We start from the raw sequence: 20,363 nt of genomic DNA, 5'->3' as shown, positions 1-20,363 counted from the left end.
TAGAATGTTACAACAAAAATTTCCGGCGGCTGCCAAATCTTTCTTTGCAATTGATAATTTTACTAAGAATCTTAAGCAAGATTTCATCTTGAGTGCGAGTAATGAAGAGGAGGCGTTGCAATTATACAAGCAAGCTTTATTTTTTTCTTCTAATGAAAATATTTATTACTTTCCAAGCTATAATACCATCCCTTATGACCATACGTCACCAAATGCAAATATCTTATCTAGACGTGCAGAAACATTAATCAAGCTAACAACAAATAATAGTAATAGCAACAAATTACTCATCACTCATACAGCGAACTTATTAAACAAATTACCGCCGAAAGATTTTTTTTCTAAATATTTTTTGAAATTATCCCCTAAAATGAAATTTACTACGGATGAGCTTGCTATGTTTCTAGTAGAAAATAGTTTTACAAGAAATGCGAGTAGCATCGATGTCGGGGAATTTGCGGTTAGAGGCGAAATCATTGATATAATATTGTCCGGTCCTAAAGCTTATAGAATTCATTTTAGCTGGGGTTATATTGAATCAATAAAAGAATTTGATATTGATACGCAAATTTCGACTAAATCCTGCAGGGAGCTTATTATTAGTCCTGCAAATGAGATAGTTTTAAATAGTGAAACTATAGGTAATTTTAAGAATAATTACTTACGAAATTTTGGAGTTAATCATACTGATAATGCTTTATATGAGGCGGTAATATCTGGAAGAAAATTCACAGGATATGAACAATTACTCCCATTATTTTACGATTCCTGCTCTAACTTAATAGATTATTTAAACGATCCTATTTTCATATTCGATAATTTGTCAAAACAAGCCATTTTAGAATTTGAACATAGTTATAACGATTTTTATTCGGCAAGGTCAGAGGCAAATAAACTTAAATTTAATAGTTTCTATCCCACCCTTTCACCGACTAGCTTATATTTTACCGCTTCTGAAATAATGGAATTACTAGAACAAAAAAATAATATACTACTTACTTTTGAAAACTCAGAGCAAGCTAGCTTAATTGAAAATATCGCTGCTACAAGTTTTATAGAAAAGAAAACGGTTTTCGATAAATTATTTGAGGTTATTAAAGCAAATTCTCATAAGAAAATTATTATAGGCTCAAGCGTTTTAAGTAGTTTTGAGCGAATCAAAAGCATAATTCAAAATTATGAATATAAATATAATGAGATAAATAAATTAGATGAGGCTAAGGCTTCAATAATAAATGTCGCGATAATTCCTTTAAATCAAAGCTTTTATATGAAAGAATATTTATTTATTACCGCTAGCGAATTATTAGAAGAAAAACCTAGCTCTACAAACACTAACAAAAAACTTAAAAATATCTTGCTGGAGCTTGATAATTTAGCTGAAGGCGAATTTGTTGTTCACAAAGATCATGGAATAGGGCAGTTTTTAAAGCTAGAAGCTTTAGAAATCAAAGGCAAACCACATGATTTTTTAAAGATTTTATATGCTGGCAATGATAAATTATATATACCAGTTGAAAGTATAGAGGTAATAAAAAAATACGGTAATGATAATGCGGAGCTTGATAAGCTTGGTAGCGTTTCATGGCAAAGAAGTAAAGCAAAGCTTAAAAAGCGTATAAAAGAGATAGCACTGCATTTAATACAAATAGCAGCTAAAAGGAAACTTAATAGTAGTGCTTCCGTTGAATTTGACCTTGAAGAATATGATAAATTTTGTGCTAATTTTCCTTTCAGCGAAACGGAAGACCAATTAATCGCTATAAACGATATTAAAGAAGATCTAAGAAACGGTATGTTAATGGATAGGTTAATATGCGGTGATGTCGGGTTTGGTAAAACAGAGGTAGCAATGCGTGCCGTCTTTATGGTAGCAAAATCTCTAAATGAACATTTACCTCAAGTAGCCGTAGTTGTACCGACAACTATTTTATGTAGTCAACATTTTTCAAGGTTCATAGAAAGGTTCAAAGGTTTTGGTTTAAATATCAAGCAATTATCTAGCATTATTAGTTCTAAAGAAGCAAAAATTATAAGATCGGAGCTTGAAAGCGGTAAAATAAATATAATAATAGGCACTCATTCTTTATTACATAAAAATATAAAATTCTTTAATTTGAAATTGTTAATAATCGATGAAGAACAACATTTCGGTGTCGGTCAAAAAGAATTTCTTAAATCGCTAAAATCCTCTTCCCATGTACTTGCAATGTCGGCAACACCGATTCCTCGAACGCTGCAAATGTCAATGACCGGTTTAAAAGAACTTAGCATTATTGCAACGCCGCCTCTAAACAGGCTGGAAGTTCATACCTCGGTTATGCCGTTTGATCCCGTTATTATCAGAGATGCATTATTACGCGAACATTTTAGAGGCGGAAGAAGTTTTTATGTAGTTCCAAGAATTAAAGATATAGAGGATATCGCAAAACAATTAAAACAAATCGTGCCGGAATTAAGCTATAAAATAGCTTACGGAAAAATGACTCCGAGTAAAATTGATGAGGTTATGAGCGAGTTTTATGCCGGCAAATTCGATATACTAGTCTCAACTACTATTATAGAATCAGGAATTGATATAGCCGAGGCAAATACCATGATCATACATAATGCTGATATGCTGGGTCTTAGTCAGCTATATCAATTGCGTGGTCGCATAGGTCGAGGTAAAATGCGGGGTTATGCCTATCTAACGGTAGCAAGTCATAAAAAGATGACATCGCACTCCTTAAGACGCTTAGAGATAATACAAAATAGTTGTGCTTTGGGCTCAGGTTTTACTATTGCAAGCCGTGATATGGATTTACGAGGTTTCGGTAATTTGATAGGTGAAGAACAATCAGGACAAATTAAAGAAGTAGGTACAGAACTATATCAAGAAATGCTGGAAGAACAAATAGCTATTTTTAAAGATGAACCGATTGTTTCAGAACAACCCTTTATCCCGACTATTAATTTGGGATTATCCGTCTTTATTCCAGATAATTATGTAGCCGATGCAGCTCTTAAACTTGGACTATATAGAAGAATAGGTAATTTAAGTAATGAGATAGAAGTAGAGACATTTAAAGATGAGATGATTGATAGATTCGGTTTACTACCGATTGAATTTAATAATTTACTTGATATTGTAAAAATAAAACTATTATGCTTTAAGTTAAATATTGAAAATCTAGATTCAGGAGATAACGGATTTGTGATTAAATTTTATAAAAATGCCGATATGACTGATAAAATTTTAAAATTCGTTAGTACTTACTCTAATCAGGCAAAAATCAAACCAGATAATAAATTAGTATATATCAAGAAATTAGTAGATAAAAATATAATTGTTGAGGCAAATCAACTACTTTGGAATTTATCGGAGGTGTAGACTCGATGTCATTCCTGCTCTTTCATTGCAAGCAGCCGTAGGCTGCGTGGCAATCTCATGAAATAATAACAAACTCTTGAGATTGCTTCGTCAATTGCTATGCAATTTCCTCGGAATGACGGTAACACGTTTTTAACATAATAAATATGTCCCATAACCTAAAGCAATTATTTCAACAACATAACGTAAAAGGTTTGTCGATTAATTCTAAAACCGTTAAGGATAAAGATATCTTTTTTGCGATTAAAGGACGGAATACTGATGGAAATGATTTTATTAAGGATGCTTTAAGCAAAGGTGCAGTATTAGTAATTACGGACAATAAAAAAAATATTGTTATAGATAAAGTAATTTACGTAAAAGATGTGCAGGCAGCTTTATATGAAGCCATAGAAATATTCTATCCTAAAAAACCAAAGGATCTAATAGCCGTAACCGGTACTAACGGTAAAAGCTCGGTAGTATCCTATATAGCTCAAACATATTGGTTACTTGGGAAAAAAGCAGCATCTATAGGTACGATAGGGGTAGAAATATTTGGCTGCGTTAATCTTATAAATGATGTACCGGAATTAACAACTTTAGACTATTTAAGCTTTAGAAAAATTGCTCATAATTTAGCTGAAAATGGTATAGAATATTTAGTTTTTGAAGCTTCTAGTCATGGTCTTGATCAAGCAAGACTTAGGGAAATAAAAGTAAATATCGCATGTTTTACTAGCTTTAGTCAGGATCATCTAGATTACCACCATACAAAAGAAAATTATTTATTAGCCAAACTGAAATTATTTATAAATCATTTATTACCGAACGGTATCGCAATATTAAATTCTGATATAGAAGAAATAGAGTTTGTTAAAGATTATCTACATAATCATAATATTAAATTTATAACCGTTGGGACAAAAGGTGATTTAGAAATAACTAGACTTAACGGTTCTTTAAAAGGACAAAATATTAATTTTACATTTAATAATAGAGAATATAATTTTAATACCCCGATAATTGGTAGCTTTCAGGCTAGTAATTTATTAATTGCTGTTCTTAGCATTCATTATATTGGTTTTGCTTTTGATGATGTTATAGATTCTTTACTAGAAGTTAAAGCAGTAAAAGGCAGAATGGAGAGAATAGATAACACTAATATCTTCGTTGATTATGCCCACACTCCGGACGCTCTTGAAAAAGCTTTAACGGAACTGAAAAATATTAAATTACGTGATAGTAAGCTAAGCGTAGTTTTTGGCTGCGGCGGTAATCGTGATAAGGCAAAGAGAAGTCTTATGGGGCAAATAGCCGCAAAACGTGCCGATACCATCATAATTACAGATGATAATCCACGCCATGAAGATCCAAAGCTTATTAGAGCTGAAATCATAAGCGGTATAGAGAAAGCAGATTATACAGAAATAGCAAATAGAGAAGAGGCTATTAAATACGGTATAAATAATTTAAAACAAGATGATATCTTATTAGTTGCCGGCAAAGGTCATGAAAATTACCAAATTATAGGCGATAAGAAATTACCTTTTGATGATGCTGAGGTTGTGAGGAAGTGTGTAAAAGTTTGTCATCCCGTGGCTTGACCCATAGTACCGGACAGTTTTAAAAAAACCTTGATGTCATCTCCGCGGAAGCGGGGATCCAGAAAAATAACTTTAATATTAATACAGAAGTTACATATTTGATAAAATAAACATATAAAAAGCTTGCTTTTTATATGTTTACTGGCTTCCCGCCTATGCGGGAATGACATAAACACGCCATACAACAACACATAAATAACAAAAACATATGATCTGGAACTCTAAAACTTTAAGTGCTGTTCTCGGTATAACAATCTCTAATTCTATAAATTGTAATGAAGTGCAATTTAATTCCAAAGATGTTAAAAAAGGTAATTTATTTATAGCACTTCAAGGTAATAGAGATGGTCACGATTATGTTCTAGATGCAATAGATAAAGGAGCAGCAGCCGTAATTATTAGTAAGCGAGTAGAGATCAATGATAAAGATAAAATTATCTTAGTCGATGATTGTTTTGAAGCTCTACAAAAAATGGCTTTATATAAACGAGAGAATTCAAAAGCTAAATTTATAGCTATAACAGGCAGCGTCGGTAAAACTTCTACAAAAGAAGCACTGAAAGTATTATTATTACAAAATGATTTTCTAGTTTTTGCTAGCCGAGGTAACTTCAATAACAAACTCGGTATGCTTATTAATCTTGCTTCAATGGCTGATGATACGGAATATGCTATTTTTGAGCTTGGCATGAACCATAAAGGTGAAATAAGAGAGCTGGTTCAAATATTAAAGCCAAATATTGCCATGATTACTAATATTTCAGAGGCTCATTTAGAATTTTTTAACTCGCTTGAAGAGATAGCTGAAGCTAAATGTGAGATTTTTGCAAATTTTAGCAAAAATGATATTGCCGTTATTAATGCCGATACTAATTGCTATAACAAAATATTATCGATATTAAAAAACCTTTCTATCACCGATATACATAGCTTCGGTAGATCAGCTAAAACTTCAGCAGAATTAATTTTATATGAGAACCTAGGAGAGCAAGTCTACTTAAAGTATAAGATAAATAATAAAGTCTTAGATGTAACGATACCGTTTATTCCTCGGCATTTTACCGAAAATTATACCGGTGTACTTTTAATTATCGATATATTAGGTAAAGATATAGAGATAGCTGCAAATCACTTAGCAAATATTTCTCCTACTAAAGGAAGAGGGGAAATTATCAATATACAAAATTGTCGTGTAATTTGTGATTACTATAACGCAAGTCCGCAGTCAATGAAAGCTGCATTAGAATATTTAAAACAAGTACCTGCCGAGAATAAAACTGCTATAATAGGCGATATGCTAGAGCTAGGGGAAAATTCTAAACGATTACATGAGAAACTAGTGCAGTACATATTAGATGCCGCTTGTTCTAAGGTCTATTTAGTAGGAGTAAATACTAAATATATTAATGATTTACTACCTTCCAAAATAGCTAAAAAATACTTTAAAAATGTTGATGAATTAATTACGCATATTACGGATTTATTTGAAGGTAATGAGCTGATTCTAATAAAAGGGTCAAGAGGCGTAAAACTTGATAAGATTGTTGATTATTATAAATAAATACACTAGGATATTTTTAATATTGTGTGGTTTGGTTGCCCGTCATTGCGCGGAAATTACGTAGTAATTGACGAAGCAATCTCAGGATGTTTGACGAGATTGCTGCCGCGCAGTCTACGACTGTGCGCAATGACGATTTGGTATCCATGCACAATGAATAACATCAAAATATACTTTTAAATTTAAATCTACAAATGTTATACAATCTTTTACTCCCTCATATCCATAATTCACATATAGCTAATTTATTTCACTATATTACTTTTCGTAGCGGTCTTGCTATTATTATAACTCTAAGCCTTAGCTTTATCACGGGTCCGATATTAATAGAATTTCTGCGATCTCTTCAAAAAAACGGTCAGCCTATACGCTCAGACGGACCTGAATCGCATCAAACAAAAGTAGGTACTCCAACAATGGGGGGCATTATGATTATTTTGTCTAGTTGTCTTTCTACTTTATTACTTGCTGATTTAACGAATAAATATATTTGGATTACGTTATTTGGTTTTATTAGTTTCGGTATTATAGGATTTATGGATGATTATGCTAAGGTAACTAAAAATAATCATTACGGAGTAAGAGGAAAAAGTAAGCTTTTGCTTCAAGGAATTATTAGCTTCATTATATGTGTTTTACTAGAATATCTAGATAAAAGTCCAAGTCATTTACTTAACGTACCGTTTTTTAAAAATTTAAGTTTGGATCTTGGTTATTGTTATATAGTTTTTGCTATATTTGTTATAGTCGGCTCTTCTAATGCCGTGAATCTAACGGATGGGCTTGATGGTCTTGCTACCGTTCCTATTGCCTTTACTGCCGGTTCTTTTGCTTTAATAAGTTATTTAGTAGGAAATCTAATTTACTCGAACTACTTACAGCTAACCTATATACCGAATACCGGAGAGTTAACGGTGTTATGTGCGGGATTAGTCGGTAGCTGCCTTGGATTTTTATGGTTTAATGCACAACCGGCAGAAGTTTTTATGGGCGATACCGGTAGTCTAAGTCTTGGCGGTGTGCTTGGTATTATTAGCGTTATTACTAAGCATGAAATAGTTTTAGCTATAGTCGGCGGCTTGTTTGTTATTGAAACGGCATCCGTAATTTTACAGGTATATTACTTCAAAGCTACTAAAGGAAAAAGAATATTTAAAATGGCACCGCTCCATCATCATTTTGAAAAACACGGCTGGGCAGAATCAAAAGTCGTAATAAGATTTTGGATTATTTCAGTTATATTTGCTCTTATAGGCTTATCATCCTTAAAATTACGTTAACTATATTCGTTTATCTATCTTTTATTTATCAAAATACATTACATAAATTAACTTTCTCTTTGCTTTTGTACAAGAAATTTGCTATAATACTGATATTAATTTATATTAGGTGTATGGCATGGTTAAAGAAATAGATATAAATAAATTATTAGCACAAGAAAATAATGCTTTAAATACTATATTAAGCCAAGTAAATGAATTATGCAAACAAAATAAGCAGTTGCAAGGTTTAATCGAAATACAAAATGAAACTAAAGAACTAGAAAAAGAACATAATAGATCGTTGCCTTGGTTTAAAAGATTTGTAAAAACAGTTTCTAATGTAAAGTATATTTTGATAAAAAGTGAAGAACAGTTAACAAATGAAGCAATAAAGTATAATAATAAAATATTAAAAGATATTGATAATAAGATATATAATATAGCGGAAAAATCTGCACCTTTAAAGCAAGCATTACAAGAAGAAATCGAAAAAAATTTTAAGGATTTAACAAAGAAAGATTTATCTAAAGATCAAAGAGCAAGATTATCGGAAGTATTTTTTAGTTATAAGAGTAAACCTGAAAGATTCTCAGCTCTACATATGACAAATCCCTTACAATTCATTAATGCTGAAGCACTAGAGAAACAATATAATGCTTTAAATGCTACAAAACAAAACATCCAAAATTTAATATCCGAAAATTCTAATATCAAAGAACTTAAAGAAATACAAAAACAGGTTGCTGAAATTAGGGCAGAAGTACCTCATACATTTTTTGAAAAATTAAATAATATTTGGCAAAATGTTAAAAATGTTTTTGTAAATAATAGTGAGCAGGTTTTAGCAAAAAACAAAGAGAGTAATACTAGAACAATTAGAAAGATTGATGAACAATTATATAAAACGAAGCATAAATTTGAGGAATTAATTGAAAATAAAGAAAGAAATATTAAGGATATAATTGCAAAATTACCTGACAATGAGAAGTTACAAAAGATAGTAAGTAACCTTACAAATCACATGGCTTCAAAAAAAGAACCAATATTAGCAAATGCGTCCCTAGCTAAACCTTTGGAAAATAATATAACACCACCGCCTCCTTTACCGGAAAATAACATTCCACCTCCACCACCGCCTCCTTTACCGGAAAATAACATTCCACCTCCACCACCGCCTCCTTTACCGGAAAATAACATTCCACCTCCACCACCGCCTCCTTTACCGGAAAATAACATTCCACCTCCACCTCCACCTCCACCTCCGCCTATGGCTCAGGCTGAGACATTATCTAAGCCTGTAGAATCTACTACGGTTAAAAAACTGGAAAATCAACCACGTCCTTCTATAGATACTTCTGATTTAATGAGAGAAATAGTAGGGCCAAAAAAACTAAAAAAAGTTGAATTTGACCCTAATACAGGAAAACCGGTTACACATTCTCATAGTAAGCCTGCTCAGAATGTTAACAAACCTAGTGGACTTGAATCAATTTTCGCACGAAGATTTGCTATAGAGGTGAGTGATAGTAGTAGCAGTGAAAGCGATAGTGGTAACTGGAGTGATGCTAGTGTTAATAGGAATAAATCAAAAATGCTTAAAACTAAAGGAGAACGAGATGCTAAAATGACTACGCATGCTCAAAAAATTAATAATAGGAACTCACAAAAACCATCAATTGTTAGATAATAAATGTCATTCCCGCTTCCGCGGGAATGACATAAAACACCATATAAATCTACCCTTTAAACTTCTTAGTTATTTCAACTATTCTTTTACCAAAGAAATTAGCAGTTTTTAAATCGCCTTGAGTAGGAGTAATATCAGGAGAAGATTTGTGGTTAGATTGAGTCATACGTCCTGACCAGCTACCTAAGCGGTTAATTTTATTGGGATCAGGAATCTCATGATCAGAAAAATTCGGAGCAGTTTCAGCTTGCCCGACCCAAATCATACAATGCTGCATAGCGAAGTGAAATAGCTGCTGAATACTGCAAACTTATCACCTGAATAAAAAGCAGAATTAGTAAAAGCTGCAGCTATTTTATCTTTCCATTTTTGTTGTGCCCATCTAGTTGAGGTAGCTTCCATAAATATTTTAAACGATCTGGCTAAACTACCCATATAGGTTGGGACTCCAAAAATGATAGCACCTGCATTGTCTAATAAATCCCAATCGAGATTATTAGGTTTATCTTTATTTATTTGTATAAGAAACATTTGCTCCTGCTTCTTTTATGCTCTTATTTAGTTTTTCAGCTACTTTTGCAGTATGACCGTATCTACTATAATATTACGATAGCTACTTTAACCATTTTATTCTCCATATTATAAATTAACTATAAACTCGGCTTCAGTTTTAGACTTTATTTCTTCAATAGTAACATCGTCAGCTTGTCTAACTAATATCATTTCATCTTTATCAATATCAAAAATTCCAAGATCGGTAATTACTCTGTTAACTACTTTTTTACCTGTTAACGGAAAGTTGCATTCTTTTAATAATTTAGCACCGCCATTTTTTGCGTTATGTTCCATTATAATAACTACTCTTTTGGTGTTAGCGACCAAATCCATAGCTCCTCCCATACCTTTAACCATTTTACCCGGAATAGTCCAGTTGGCAAGATCGCCTGTTTGTGAGACTTGCATAGCACCTAAAATAGTTAAATCGACATGCGAACCTCTAATCATCCCAAATGAAAAGCTACTGTCGAAATAGCTGCTTTCAGGAATAGCAGTAATAGTTTGCTTACCGGCGTTAATTAAATCAGGATCTTCTTCTCCTGCGTAAGGAAATGGTCCCATACCAAGCATACCGTTCTCACTTTGAAATATTACATTCACTCCTTGAGGTATATAATTTGCTACATGCGTAGGCATACCTATACCAAGATTGACATATAATCCGTCTTTAAGTTCCTCTGCGGTTATTTGATAAATTTCTTCTTTGCTCCAAGGCATATCTTATTTTTCCCTGACAGTTAATTGCTCAATACGTTTCTCATATTTTTCACCTACTATTAATCGCTGTATGAAAATATTAGGTGTGTGAATATTGTTAGGGTCAAGCTCTCCCACCTCAACTATTTCCTCTACTTCACAAACTGTAACTTTAGCGGCACCTGCCATGACTGCATTAAAATTTCGTGCAGTTTTATTATAAATCACGTTGCCGCTTTTATCAGCTTTAAAGCCTTTAATAATAGCAAGGTCAGCTTGAAGGGCAGTTTCCATTATATATTTTTTGCCGTTAAACTCCTTTGTTTCTTTACCTTCCTCTACAATTGTACCTATACCTGTTTTAGTATAAAAAGCCGGAATTCCCATACAAGCAGCCCTAATTCGTTCAGCTAAAGTTCCTTGTGGGTTTAGCTCAAGCTCTAAAACCTTATCAAGATATTGTTGCTCAAAAATCTTATTTTCTCCGACATACGAAGAAATCATTTTTTTTATTTGTTTAGTTTGAAGAAGAAGCCCAAGTCCGAAGTTGTCAACACCGCAATTATTGCTTATAACTGTTAAATTTTGAACATTGCTTTTAAGAAGTGCATTTATTAAATTTTCAGGAATACCGCATAGACCGAATCCGCCCGACATTATAGTCATGCCGTCATAAAGAAGTCCTTCAAGAGCAGCTTCAGCCGAAGGATAGATTTTATTCATAAATTTTAAATTATTTAATATCTATTATTTAAGACATTAGGAAGATTTTCAAAAGAAGTCAAGGACATACACAAGTTTGGTATATTAAAAAAATACTTTACAAGAAATTAAATTTAACCATTGCTGCTTGTTTTTTGTATTCATCAACAGTATTAGTAACTGCATCAAATATTGATGACAATATAACAATTCAAGAAAATTCTAAAAAAAATTATAGTTATGTAGTGACTTATGATAAAGATATGTCCTCAAGAGCGAGTAGCAATGTTGCTATGTCATTAATTGAAGGTTACCGTCAATTAGATGATGCTATGTTTGCCGATTCAGATAATATAGCTATGAAGATCTTAAGTTATATTACAAGATTTACTGCTACATCTTGGAGTATGGTAGGTAATCATGAAATAGGAGGTTATGGAGCAAGAGCAAAGAATTTGATTTAAAAGTAACAAAATATGAAGTAGATCCTTTTGAGGGTACAACATATTTTAAAACTAAAGATTTTAATTCTTTGCAAGTTCATAAGCACATTGCTATAGATACAGGGGGAATGCAAGCAAGTTATTTGTTATCTGAAAATATTAAAGATAGATACATGGCAAGTAACAAAATTAATCCTACTTACGGTATAGGTTATTTATGGACAAGACTAGAGCAAGCAAGTTATATTTTTAGTACTAAGTTTGATGGCAAAGATAAAAGCGGTGATGATATAAATACATATGTAAAAGCGATTAACTCCATATACGGTAAAAATTATATTACTAAAAATAAAATTTTTTCATATGCTTATTTAGATTTATTTGATCCGTTTTTATTCTATTCAGGATATTCATTTATTAACTTAAATAATATTCCGATGATTGAATTAGGACCGGTTAAATATTTACCGGCTACTAGAGCGATACTTGCTCCATACGGTTTAGAGCGTGGTTTAGTTAACCATTTTGTTGTTGATAACAAATATATTCAAGTTAATATTAATTACGGCAAAAATCAAAAATTTAAGTCTTACGGTGTCGGAGTTAAAGCTAATAACTTAGTCAAAGTTGAATTTATCGGTTTAGGTTTAGAAGCGACATTTTGGAATCAGCCTAAAATGTTAACCGCTACCCCTTTAAAAGAAAATTGTAAGCAAGGTGGACTTGGAGCCGTTAATTTTGAGCTTAGCTTAAATGAAACATTTAAGATAGTCGGCTCAGACGGTTACAAAACAGCGGGATTTATAGAAGGTATGCCTTTAAAATCCTCAGCTATAGTTAGAGCAGGGTTAAAATTAGATTTATAAGAGAAGGCTTTGTTGCATGATTAATATGTCATTCCTGCGAAAGCAGCAATCCAGAAAAAAGCGCGATACATCAAGCTTTTAATTTTCAAAACTTACTGTGTATGCACCGTTTAATTACTGGATTCCCGCTTTTGCAAGAATGACATATTAATCATAATTTGTATATTTTATTATTCTTCTTGTATTATAAAGTATATATATTTGTATATAAGATAATTATGACTATATATGCTAACTATTTTAGAAAAATTCTTATTCTCTTCTGTAAAAACGTTCATCAATATACGTGAAGATACCGTATCTGCTCTTAAAAGGCTTGGTATTAACAATATTCGTGATTTATTATTTTATCTACCTGTTTCATATCAAAATAAAATATTATCGCCTAATTTAACTGAAGTTAGAGACGGTGACATAATCCAAACAGAAATTGTAGTTGAGAGCATTAATTTACCAAAGAAAAGTAGTCAGCCTTTAAAAATTACAGCTAGCAATGATACTGGTTCTTTGTTATTAGTGTTTTTTCATAAACCCCCACCGTTTATTTTTAATAAGCTGCAAGTTGGTACTTCTCATATTATCAGCGGAAAGGTACAATTTTTTGATCATTACTTACAAATTGCGCATCCTGAATTTATTGTAAATCCTAAACTCGCAAAAGAAATAGAGCCGATTTATTCCCTGACATATTTACTTAGTAACAAGCAGTTATATTCATATATCATAAAAGCAATAGAGATATTTGAAGAGAAGTGTAAGAGTATAGAAGATAAAGAAGTAAAAGATTATTTAGATATTATATTGCAGAATTTGCAAATGTTGCATGTTTTCCATCATTGCGAGGAGGCATGCATGCCGACGAAGCAATCCAGTAATGTAAAATTAATAAATTCTAGATTGCCGCAGCCCCTAAAGGGGCTTCGCAATGACGATTTATATACTAACGCCAAAAAACAACTAGCAGCTAAGGAGCTTATCGCTAATCAAATATCTCTTTTAAATGTACGTACGCAAATAAGTAGAAGACAAGGTAATATTTACCCTAAAGCTGTATCTATTCAAGCAAATATATTAAATGAGCTAGGATTTGAGTTAACCTCTTATCAAAAGCAAGTCATAGAAGAAATAGAGTGTGATCAAAGCGATAAAATAGAAATGATGAGATTGTTGCAAGGCGATGTTGGCTCCGGTAAAACTTTGGTAGCTCTGCTGACGATGGTAAATGTGGTAGCCACTGGATTTCAAGCAACGCTTATGGCTCCAACTGATTTGCTTGCCAATCAGCATTATGAGTTTTTTGTTAAAGCTTTAAAAAATACTAATATAAGAGTCGGATTACTTACAGGTAAGATACTGGGGGCAGCTCGTAAAAATATTATGATACAACTTGACAACGATGAGATTGATATATTAGTCGGCACTCATGCTTTATTTCAAGAAAAAGTAAGTTTTAAGAAATTAGGTTATATAGTTATTGATGAGCAGCATAGATTTGGGGTACAACAGCGTTTGAATTTAATAAATAAAGGAGTAAATCCCGATGTGTTAGTTATGACTGCAACGCCGATTCCTCGAAGTCTTGCACTTACTATGTTTGGTGATATGACTATCTCAAAGCTCATGGGTAAGCCGAAAAGTCGTTTACCTATCGCTACAAATACCATGTCCGTTAATAAGATAGAGCATATTATAGTAGCGATAAATAAGAAGCTTATTGCAGGTGAGCGGGTATATTGGATTTGTCCATTGATAGAGCAGGGAGAGAAAGAAACGCCGGAAGAGGATAGTTTATTGATGGATGTGATGAATCGTTTTAACTCTATCGACAATATCTATCAAGGTTATACCGGTATTATTCACGGTAAGATGAAGAACGAGCAGAAAGACCAAATAATGAAGCAATTTAAGGAAGGTGAAATTAAGATATTAGTTGCAACAACCGTTATTGAAGTCGGCATAGACATACCTGAAGCCACTTTGATAATTATTGAAAATGCTGAGCAATTTGGTCTCGCTCAACTTCATCAGCTTAGAGGTAGAGTAGGGCGGGGTAGTTTGCAGTCATATTGTATATTGTTATACAATCCTAAAAGGCTTAGAAAAGTTGCACGAGGTAGGTTTGAGATAATGAAACAAACTAATGATGGATTTTATATAGCTGAGCAGGATTTAAAACTTCGAGGTAGCGGTGAGATTTTAGGAGTAAAACAAAGCGGCGAAATCGCATTTTTCTTCGCCGATTTAGCGGACGATTATGACCTACTTCTTAAAGCGTATAAATTTGCGGCAATAGGCTCAAAAGGTAATGTAAATTTTGTTAACTTTCAGATCAAGCTCTTTGCCAAATCTCAAGTAAGCGAGTTGGTTTAGTTTGAATATGCTATTTCCACTTGACATTGGCGTTGTTGCGTGGATCGATTTTTCCGTCATTGCGAGAAGAATTACGCAGTAATTCGATAAAGCAATCTCGTGCCAAAATCCTGAGATTGCCGTGCTCCTTTCAGTCGCTCGCAATGATGAAAAACCGTACCGTGCAAGCAAGCTTTTTTATAAAATCTAGAATACTATAAGTTAAAGCTAATCCTGTGTGATTTCAGCAAGTCTAGTAAACAGAGCGTCAATCATATCCCAGCCTTTTTTTTGAATAGTGAGTAAAGAAGAATCATTAATGTTTATTTGTTTTAATAAATCTATTCCCATTTGTTCATGTTCAGGATCAAGATACATATGTGTTTTGAAATGTTTTGCTGCTTTATGATTAAAAAATATTGATCCTAGTTTTGCATAAAATATAGTAGCACAAGACTCTATTACTAAATGGACAAGGACGGCTCTTTCACTATCTCCAAGAGTCATCATTTTTAGCGTAAACCAAGAACCTAAGGCCTCAAAAATAGAATCTGTAGTTTCTTCATTATTTTCTAGATTTTGGAATAATTCTATATTATGTCCAAATTCATCGGTAAGATGCTCCCATGCAAGTTGTTGAAATTCTTTTGTTTCAGAAAACACTACTCTTGCTAATACCATTTTTTGAAATTCGTCTGACCAAATCCGAAAATGTTTAAGAAATTTATTTTTTCGTAGCGTACTATCTAACTTAATTTTAAATAGTTTGTTTTTTTTAAATTGCTCTTTATATTGTTCATTATCCAAAATTAAACGATCTATTATATTCATATATTTAATTATCAATTTATTTAAATATATTAATATTAACTAAATTACGCTGTCACTCATTATTAATGTTTATTTACCAATTTTTAAAACCATATGTGTATTTATAGATGAATATGAATTGTAAGATCATAATGTGTATGCAGTAAATATATAAAACATTGCGACTTATCCATTTTAGATTTATAGCTATTTTTTGTGAATAATCGCTTAGGATCATTAATATATAGGTAATTGTTAAGAAAGTGAGGTTTAAAATTAAGTCAGTATTTGAAAAATTAAACTCATTAAAGGAAATCGCAAGAGTAAAAAGAGTTGAATGCACGAAAGAAGCAAAAATTGCTATAAAACAGCAAAGTTTTAAGTTTGCCTGCTCATGTTTTGAAATAAATCCAAGTATCATTGTAGCAATTACAAGAGTTCCGTAATCAATCAAAGCCCAGCTAATATACCACAATAGTACCATTATAATTGCATGACAATAACCGCTATAGAAAAAGCGAGTTAAAGAATTACGAAAATAATAAATATACCATTGCCCTAAATAGATAGAGATTAGAATATTTATAGTAAGAAACTGTTTAAATAGTACAGTGGTATATATTTGTAATAAAACACCGAATATTATTATATGGGTTTTTGGTTTATCATGAAAATTATAACCGGCAAAAAAGCAAAATACTGGCATAGCTGTACGACCTATGATCCGCATAATCGTTAATTCAGGATATAGATATAAACCTACATGATCAATGATCATGGCTATAATAGCTAAGGCTTTTAGCCAATCCTGATAATTTGATTGGTGCTTATTTGTTGTTATTATCATAATTAACCGTTTTTAATAAATATGCCGTGCCGAAAAATGCTCCCATTCCAACTGCAATTGTACTACCTAGCATACAGACTTTAATCAGTAAATATTCCGAATAAAAATATTCTAAATAATAATGCTTTATTAAAGCAATTATAATAGACATTAATATACAGCATAACAAAATTTTACCGCAGAAAAGTTTTATACCGGCTTCTATATGAAGCTTATTTTGTTTTGTAGTATAGCTATATAATAAACCTAGATTATACCAAGCTGCAATAGATGTACCGACTGCAATACCGATATGTTTCAAAGAATCCATTAATAATAGGTTCATGCCGGTATTAATTATTATTGAAAATAAGGTTATTTTGAGCGGTGTTTTAGTATCTCCGTTAGCATAAAAAATAGGAGTTAAAATTTTTGCCAAAATAAAAGCAGGGAGCCCAAGTGCAAACGCAGAAATAGCCTCAGCTGTATTTGTAGTATCTTGGCTCGTGAATACTCCTCTTTCATAAATTATATTAATAATCGGATGAGATAGAATGATAATACCGAATGTAGCAGGCAACGATAATAATAATCCCATTCTAATAGCATTATTCTGTATTTTTTTTGCAGCTACTATATCATTTGATTTATAGATTTTTGACAGCTCAGGTAGCAATATAGTAGAGAAGCTAGTACCTATTATTGATAGAGGAAATTGATATATCCGGTCGGCATAAGATAATATAGAAATAGCACCTTCAATAAAGCTAGCAATAGATTGGGATATGAAAAGGTTTAATTGCTGTATGCCGGAGCTAATGGTTGCCGGTCCCATATTAATCAAAAGCTTTTTTACATCGGGATCGCTTGGGTTAAAAATTATCGGAAAGTTTAAATCCGCTCTTTTCACACAGACAAACATAAACGAAACTTGTAATATTCCGGCCATTATTAAAGATAAGCTAATTGAGATAGTAGATTCTATATAATGATCAAATGTTAAAGTAAAAATTATTACGCATATACTTAAAATAACCGGTGAAAAAGCAAATGCAGCGAATTTTTTTATAGAGTTTAATATTCCGCCAAGTAGAGCCGTTAATGAAACAAATATTAAATAAGGTATTGTAATTCGGCATAAAAATACCGTAAGCTCAAACTTTTCTTTTTTACCGTGAAATCCAGGAACAATAAACAGCATTAATTGTGGCATGAAGATTTGCATTAATGCTATTATTACTATTAATGTCAGAAGTAAAAGGGTAAAAATCTCACCTGAAAAATTATTAGCGGCTTTCTTAGAAATAAGCATTTTTTCATTATAAATAGGAATGAATACGCTTGATAATGCTCCTTCTGCAAAAATTCTTCTAAATAGATTCGGTAGTTTAAAAGCAACATTAATGCTATCACCCATAGGCGTAGAGCCGAATAATGATGCGATAAACTGTTCACGCACTAAGCCAAATATGCGAGAAATTAATGTGCAAAAAGCTACTACGACTCCTGAACGAAATAATCGACTTCTTGCATAACTTGCTTCTAAAGGTAATTTGTGCGTCAATCCGGTACTCGCATTCTCACGTACTAAAGTGTACGCTGCGGTGCTGCGTTCCGTGTTTCCTTCAAATTCCTCTTTATTAGCTACGTTATGCAAGAAGTCGGTCACTGTTTGTTTTTTATCTTATTTTTCTGATGTCATTCCCGCGGAGGCGGGAATCCAGTAAAACCTATAAAAAATAAAAACTTGTTTTTATAGGTTTATTTTGTTAATTAATGTGTAATTGTTGAGATCGGGATTAAGGCTACTTTTTCTGGATTCCCGCCTCCGCGGGAATGACATCAAGCACCATGCAAGCAACGTCATGAATTCTTATCCCTAGCTGACCCTATCTATTCCTTCATTGATTAAAGTGTCTGCTTTTGATTTATTTTCCCATCCAGTAACTTTAACCCATTTACCTTTTTCTAAATCTTTATAATGCTCAAAGAAATGCACGATACGTTTCTTGAGCATGTCACATAAATCATCTAGCTCTTTAATATGATCGAAAGTAATATCGAGCTTAGAAGTCGGTACTGCGATTATTTTCTCATCAAGCCCTGATTCGTCTTCCATCATCAATACACCGACTGCTCGGCATTTTATAACCGACCCAGGCACTACCGGATGATGAGCTACGACAAGTACGTCTACCGGATCACCGTCATTTGAAAGAGTATGAGGAATAAAACCGTAATTGCATGGATAGCTCATGGTAGTTTGCATAAAGCGATCAACAAAGATTGCTCCTGATTCTTTGTCAAATTCGTATTTGATTGGACCGCTATTCATCGGAATTTCGATAATTACGTTTATTTCGTAATTATTTGCTTTTGCTTTGATTTTATCTATAAACATGTTTTTATTTATTTGGTTTAGTTATTTTTTGTCATTGCGAGGAGAATTACAACGTAATTCGACGAAGCAATCTCGGGCCTATTTTACTAGATTGCCACGTCGCTTCGCTCTTCGCAATGACGTTGTTATTGCGGAGGTCTGTAATTCTCATCATGCTTTGCAAGTAATTGTCTTGCTATAAATTTCCCGTTCGATAATTGCCCGATGGCAATAATTCCTTGTCCTTTACGAAATAGAGCCGGAAGGGCTCCTTGATATAATATCTCGAAATCCTTAATATTATCGGTAATAACAAAACTTATCTTATCATCAGCAATTTTATTTATTGAGTCTGTTTTAACAAGCCCACCGACTCTTAACTCTTTGCCTTGTTCTATTTCATTAATTTTTGACGGCGGCAAAAAAAATACTATATTTTTCTCTAAATTGTAAAGTATTATACTAATTCCTAAACATGCTGAGCAAAAACAAATAATTATTGTTATTAATCTATTTCTTACTCTCTTTTGCATTAAAGTTCTGTTTATTTTTCAATGACTTGTAATTTAAAAAACTTACAATTAACAATGTCGCTAAGGTTAAAAAGGTAAATAAATACGCTACCGATATATAATTATTCATTTCTTAAAAATTCCATCATTTCCTTAGGTGAAGAATCTAAATAGAAATGTTTCAGATATTTTCCGTTTGCATCGATTAAATATGTAAAAGATGAATGATCAAGCATATAGTTCGGGTCGTCATCATCACCATACACACGAGCATAGAAAACCTTGAATTTATCAGTTACATCTTTTATTTGCTGCTCGTTACCGGTAAGACCTATAAATTTCGGATGAAAATGTTTTAGATATTCTTTAAGTGCTATAGGAGTATCACGTTTTGGGTCAATAGTGATAAAAACAGGTAGAATATCTATTTTATGTTTATTTAAAATTTCTACAATCTCCGTCATTTTATTTAGAGAGGTTGGGCATATATCAGGACAACTAGTAAATCCAAAGTAAATGAGGCTTAAGTTGCCTTTCAACTTATCACTATTAAATATCTCTCCATTTTGGTCTATTAGTTCAAAGTCACCGCCGATTTTTACGTTATCTTCATAGATATTAACTTGACCGGCAAGTGGCTTTTCAGGCGTTCTTAAAGATAACAACAAATATAATGCTCCTACTCCTATTAATAAGCTAATTACGATAATTATTTTTATAACATTTGACTGTATTTTCATAAGATATTATCC

18 protein-coding genes are annotated in these 20,363 nt (G+C 32.4%); 8 read left to right on the top strand and 10 right to left on the bottom strand.

What is annotated here, in order from left to right:
* The first annotated feature begins 4 nt into the window (after positions 1 to 4).
* The 5 genes from mfd (at position 5) to rickA (ending at position 9,469) form a co-directional block, all read left to right on the top strand.
* A complete protein-coding gene (mfd, locus tag RSL_RS04695; RefSeq protein WP_014273651.1) occupies positions 5 to 3,373 on the top strand; it encodes a transcription-repair coupling factor in 3,369 nt (1,122 codons plus the stop codon).
* 146 nt (positions 3,374 to 3,519) lie between these two features.
* Entirely contained in the window at positions 3,520 to 4,959 is a 1,440-nt protein-coding gene (locus RSL_RS04690; protein ID WP_014273650.1) for a UDP-N-acetylmuramoyl-L-alanyl-D-glutamate--2,6-diaminopimelate ligase, read from the top strand.
* Between the two features lie 208 nt (positions 4,960 to 5,167).
* Positions 5,168 to 6,520 carry a UDP-N-acetylmuramoyl-tripeptide--D-alanyl-D-alanine ligase gene (locus RSL_RS04685; RefSeq protein ID WP_014273649.1) on the top strand — a complete coding sequence of 451 codons (1,353 nt, stop codon included), beginning with the start codon at positions 5,168 to 5,170 and terminating at the stop codon, positions 6,518 to 6,520.
* A 194-nt stretch (positions 6,521 to 6,714) separates the two neighbouring features.
* Positions 6,715 to 7,800, top strand: coding sequence for a phospho-N-acetylmuramoyl-pentapeptide-transferase (gene mraY / locus RSL_RS04680; protein WP_014273648.1), 1,086 nt, complete (start codon positions 6,715 to 6,717; stop codon positions 7,798 to 7,800).
* A 118-nt stretch (positions 7,801 to 7,918) separates the two neighbouring features.
* Positions 7,919 to 9,469 carry an Arp2/3 complex-activating protein RickA gene (gene rickA, locus RSL_RS04675; RefSeq protein WP_014273647.1) on the top strand — a complete coding sequence of 517 codons (1,551 nt, stop codon included), beginning with the start codon at positions 7,919 to 7,921 and terminating at the stop codon, positions 9,467 to 9,469.
* Positions 9,470 to 9,518: 49 nt separating this feature from the next.
* On the opposite strand, the gene RSL_RS10085 is transcribed toward rickA, so the two are convergent.
* The 4 genes from RSL_RS10085 to RSL_RS04655 form a co-directional block, all read right to left on the bottom strand.
* Positions 9,519 to 9,734: a hypothetical protein gene (locus tag RSL_RS10085; RefSeq protein ID WP_014419881.1), complete on the bottom strand. Its 216-nt coding sequence runs from the start codon at positions 9,732 to 9,734 to the stop codon at positions 9,519 to 9,521.
* Positions 9,731 to 10,000 carry a flavodoxin family protein gene (locus tag RSL_RS10080; protein ID WP_014419880.1) on the bottom strand — a complete coding sequence of 90 codons (270 nt, stop codon included), beginning with the start codon at positions 9,998 to 10,000 and terminating at the stop codon, positions 9,731 to 9,733. Before RSL_RS10080 ends, RSL_RS10085 begins: the two co-directional genes overlap by 4 nt.
* 108 nt (positions 10,001 to 10,108) lie before the next feature.
* Complete coding sequence (locus RSL_RS04660; RefSeq protein ID WP_014273646.1) at positions 10,109 to 10,744, bottom strand: 3-oxoacid CoA-transferase subunit B; 636 nt, start codon at positions 10,742 to 10,744, stop codon at positions 10,109 to 10,111.
* A 3-nt stretch (positions 10,745 to 10,747) separates the two neighbouring features.
* A complete protein-coding gene (locus RSL_RS04655) occupies positions 10,748 to 11,446 on the bottom strand; it encodes a CoA transferase subunit A (protein ID WP_014273645.1) in 699 nt (232 codons plus the stop codon).
* Between the two features lie 134 nt (positions 11,447 to 11,580).
* Between RSL_RS04655 and RSL_RS04650 the strand changes: the two genes are divergently transcribed.
* From RSL_RS04650 to RSL_RS04635, 3 genes are all read left to right on the top strand, one after another.
* Positions 11,581 to 11,889: a hypothetical protein gene (locus RSL_RS04650; RefSeq protein ID WP_041472097.1), complete on the top strand. Its 309-nt coding sequence runs from the start codon at positions 11,581 to 11,583 to the stop codon at positions 11,887 to 11,889.
* A gap of 68 nt (positions 11,890 to 11,957) precedes the next feature.
* On the top strand, positions 11,958 to 12,734 hold the full coding sequence (locus RSL_RS04645; protein ID WP_231287667.1) for a hypothetical protein: 777 nt from the start codon (positions 11,958 to 11,960) through the stop codon (positions 12,732 to 12,734).
* Positions 12,735 to 12,962: 228 nt separating this feature from the next.
* Positions 12,963 to 15,104 carry an ATP-dependent DNA helicase RecG gene (locus tag RSL_RS04635; protein ID WP_014273644.1) on the top strand — a complete coding sequence of 714 codons (2,142 nt, stop codon included), beginning with the start codon at positions 12,963 to 12,965 and terminating at the stop codon, positions 15,102 to 15,104.
* A 207-nt stretch (positions 15,105 to 15,311) separates the two neighbouring features.
* Here RSL_RS04635 and RSL_RS04630 read toward each other — a convergent pair whose 3' ends face one another.
* The 6 genes from RSL_RS04630 to RSL_RS04605 form a co-directional block, all read right to left on the bottom strand.
* Positions 15,312 to 15,914, bottom strand: a complete 603-nt coding sequence (locus tag RSL_RS04630) for a hypothetical protein (RefSeq protein ID WP_014273643.1) — start codon at positions 15,912 to 15,914, stop codon at positions 15,312 to 15,314.
* A gap of 73 nt (positions 15,915 to 15,987) precedes the next feature.
* On the bottom strand, positions 15,988 to 16,740 hold the full coding sequence (locus tag RSL_RS04625; protein WP_014273642.1) for a TraX family protein: 753 nt from the start codon (positions 16,738 to 16,740) through the stop codon (positions 15,988 to 15,990).
* Positions 16,721 to 18,283 carry a murein biosynthesis integral membrane protein MurJ gene (gene murJ, locus RSL_RS04620; RefSeq protein ID WP_410527977.1) on the bottom strand — a complete coding sequence of 521 codons (1,563 nt, stop codon included), beginning with the start codon at positions 18,281 to 18,283 and terminating at the stop codon, positions 16,721 to 16,723. The genes RSL_RS04625 and murJ overlap by 20 nt, the downstream gene beginning before the upstream one ends.
* Before the next feature lie 315 nt (positions 18,284 to 18,598).
* Positions 18,599 to 19,120, bottom strand: coding sequence for an inorganic diphosphatase (gene ppa / locus RSL_RS04615; RefSeq protein ID WP_014273640.1), 522 nt, complete (start codon positions 19,118 to 19,120; stop codon positions 18,599 to 18,601).
* A gap of 125 nt (positions 19,121 to 19,245) precedes the next feature.
* Entirely contained in the window at positions 19,246 to 19,632 is a 387-nt protein-coding gene (gene ccmE, locus RSL_RS04610) for a cytochrome c maturation protein CcmE (RefSeq protein ID WP_004998015.1), read from the bottom strand.
* A 101-nt stretch (positions 19,633 to 19,733) separates the two neighbouring features.
* Complete coding sequence (locus RSL_RS04605; protein WP_014273639.1) at positions 19,734 to 20,351, bottom strand: SCO family protein; 618 nt, start codon at positions 20,349 to 20,351, stop codon at positions 19,734 to 19,736.
* Positions 20,352 to 20,363: the final 12 nt, after the last annotated feature.

This window comes from Rickettsia slovaca 13-B (genome assembly GCF_000237845.1).
GTDB classification, from domain to species: Bacteria; Pseudomonadota; Alphaproteobacteria; order Rickettsiales; family Rickettsiaceae; genus Rickettsia; species Rickettsia rickettsii.
The sequence above is the reverse complement of the archived record's forward strand: the minus strand, read 5'-3'. Positions and strand labels throughout refer to the sequence as shown.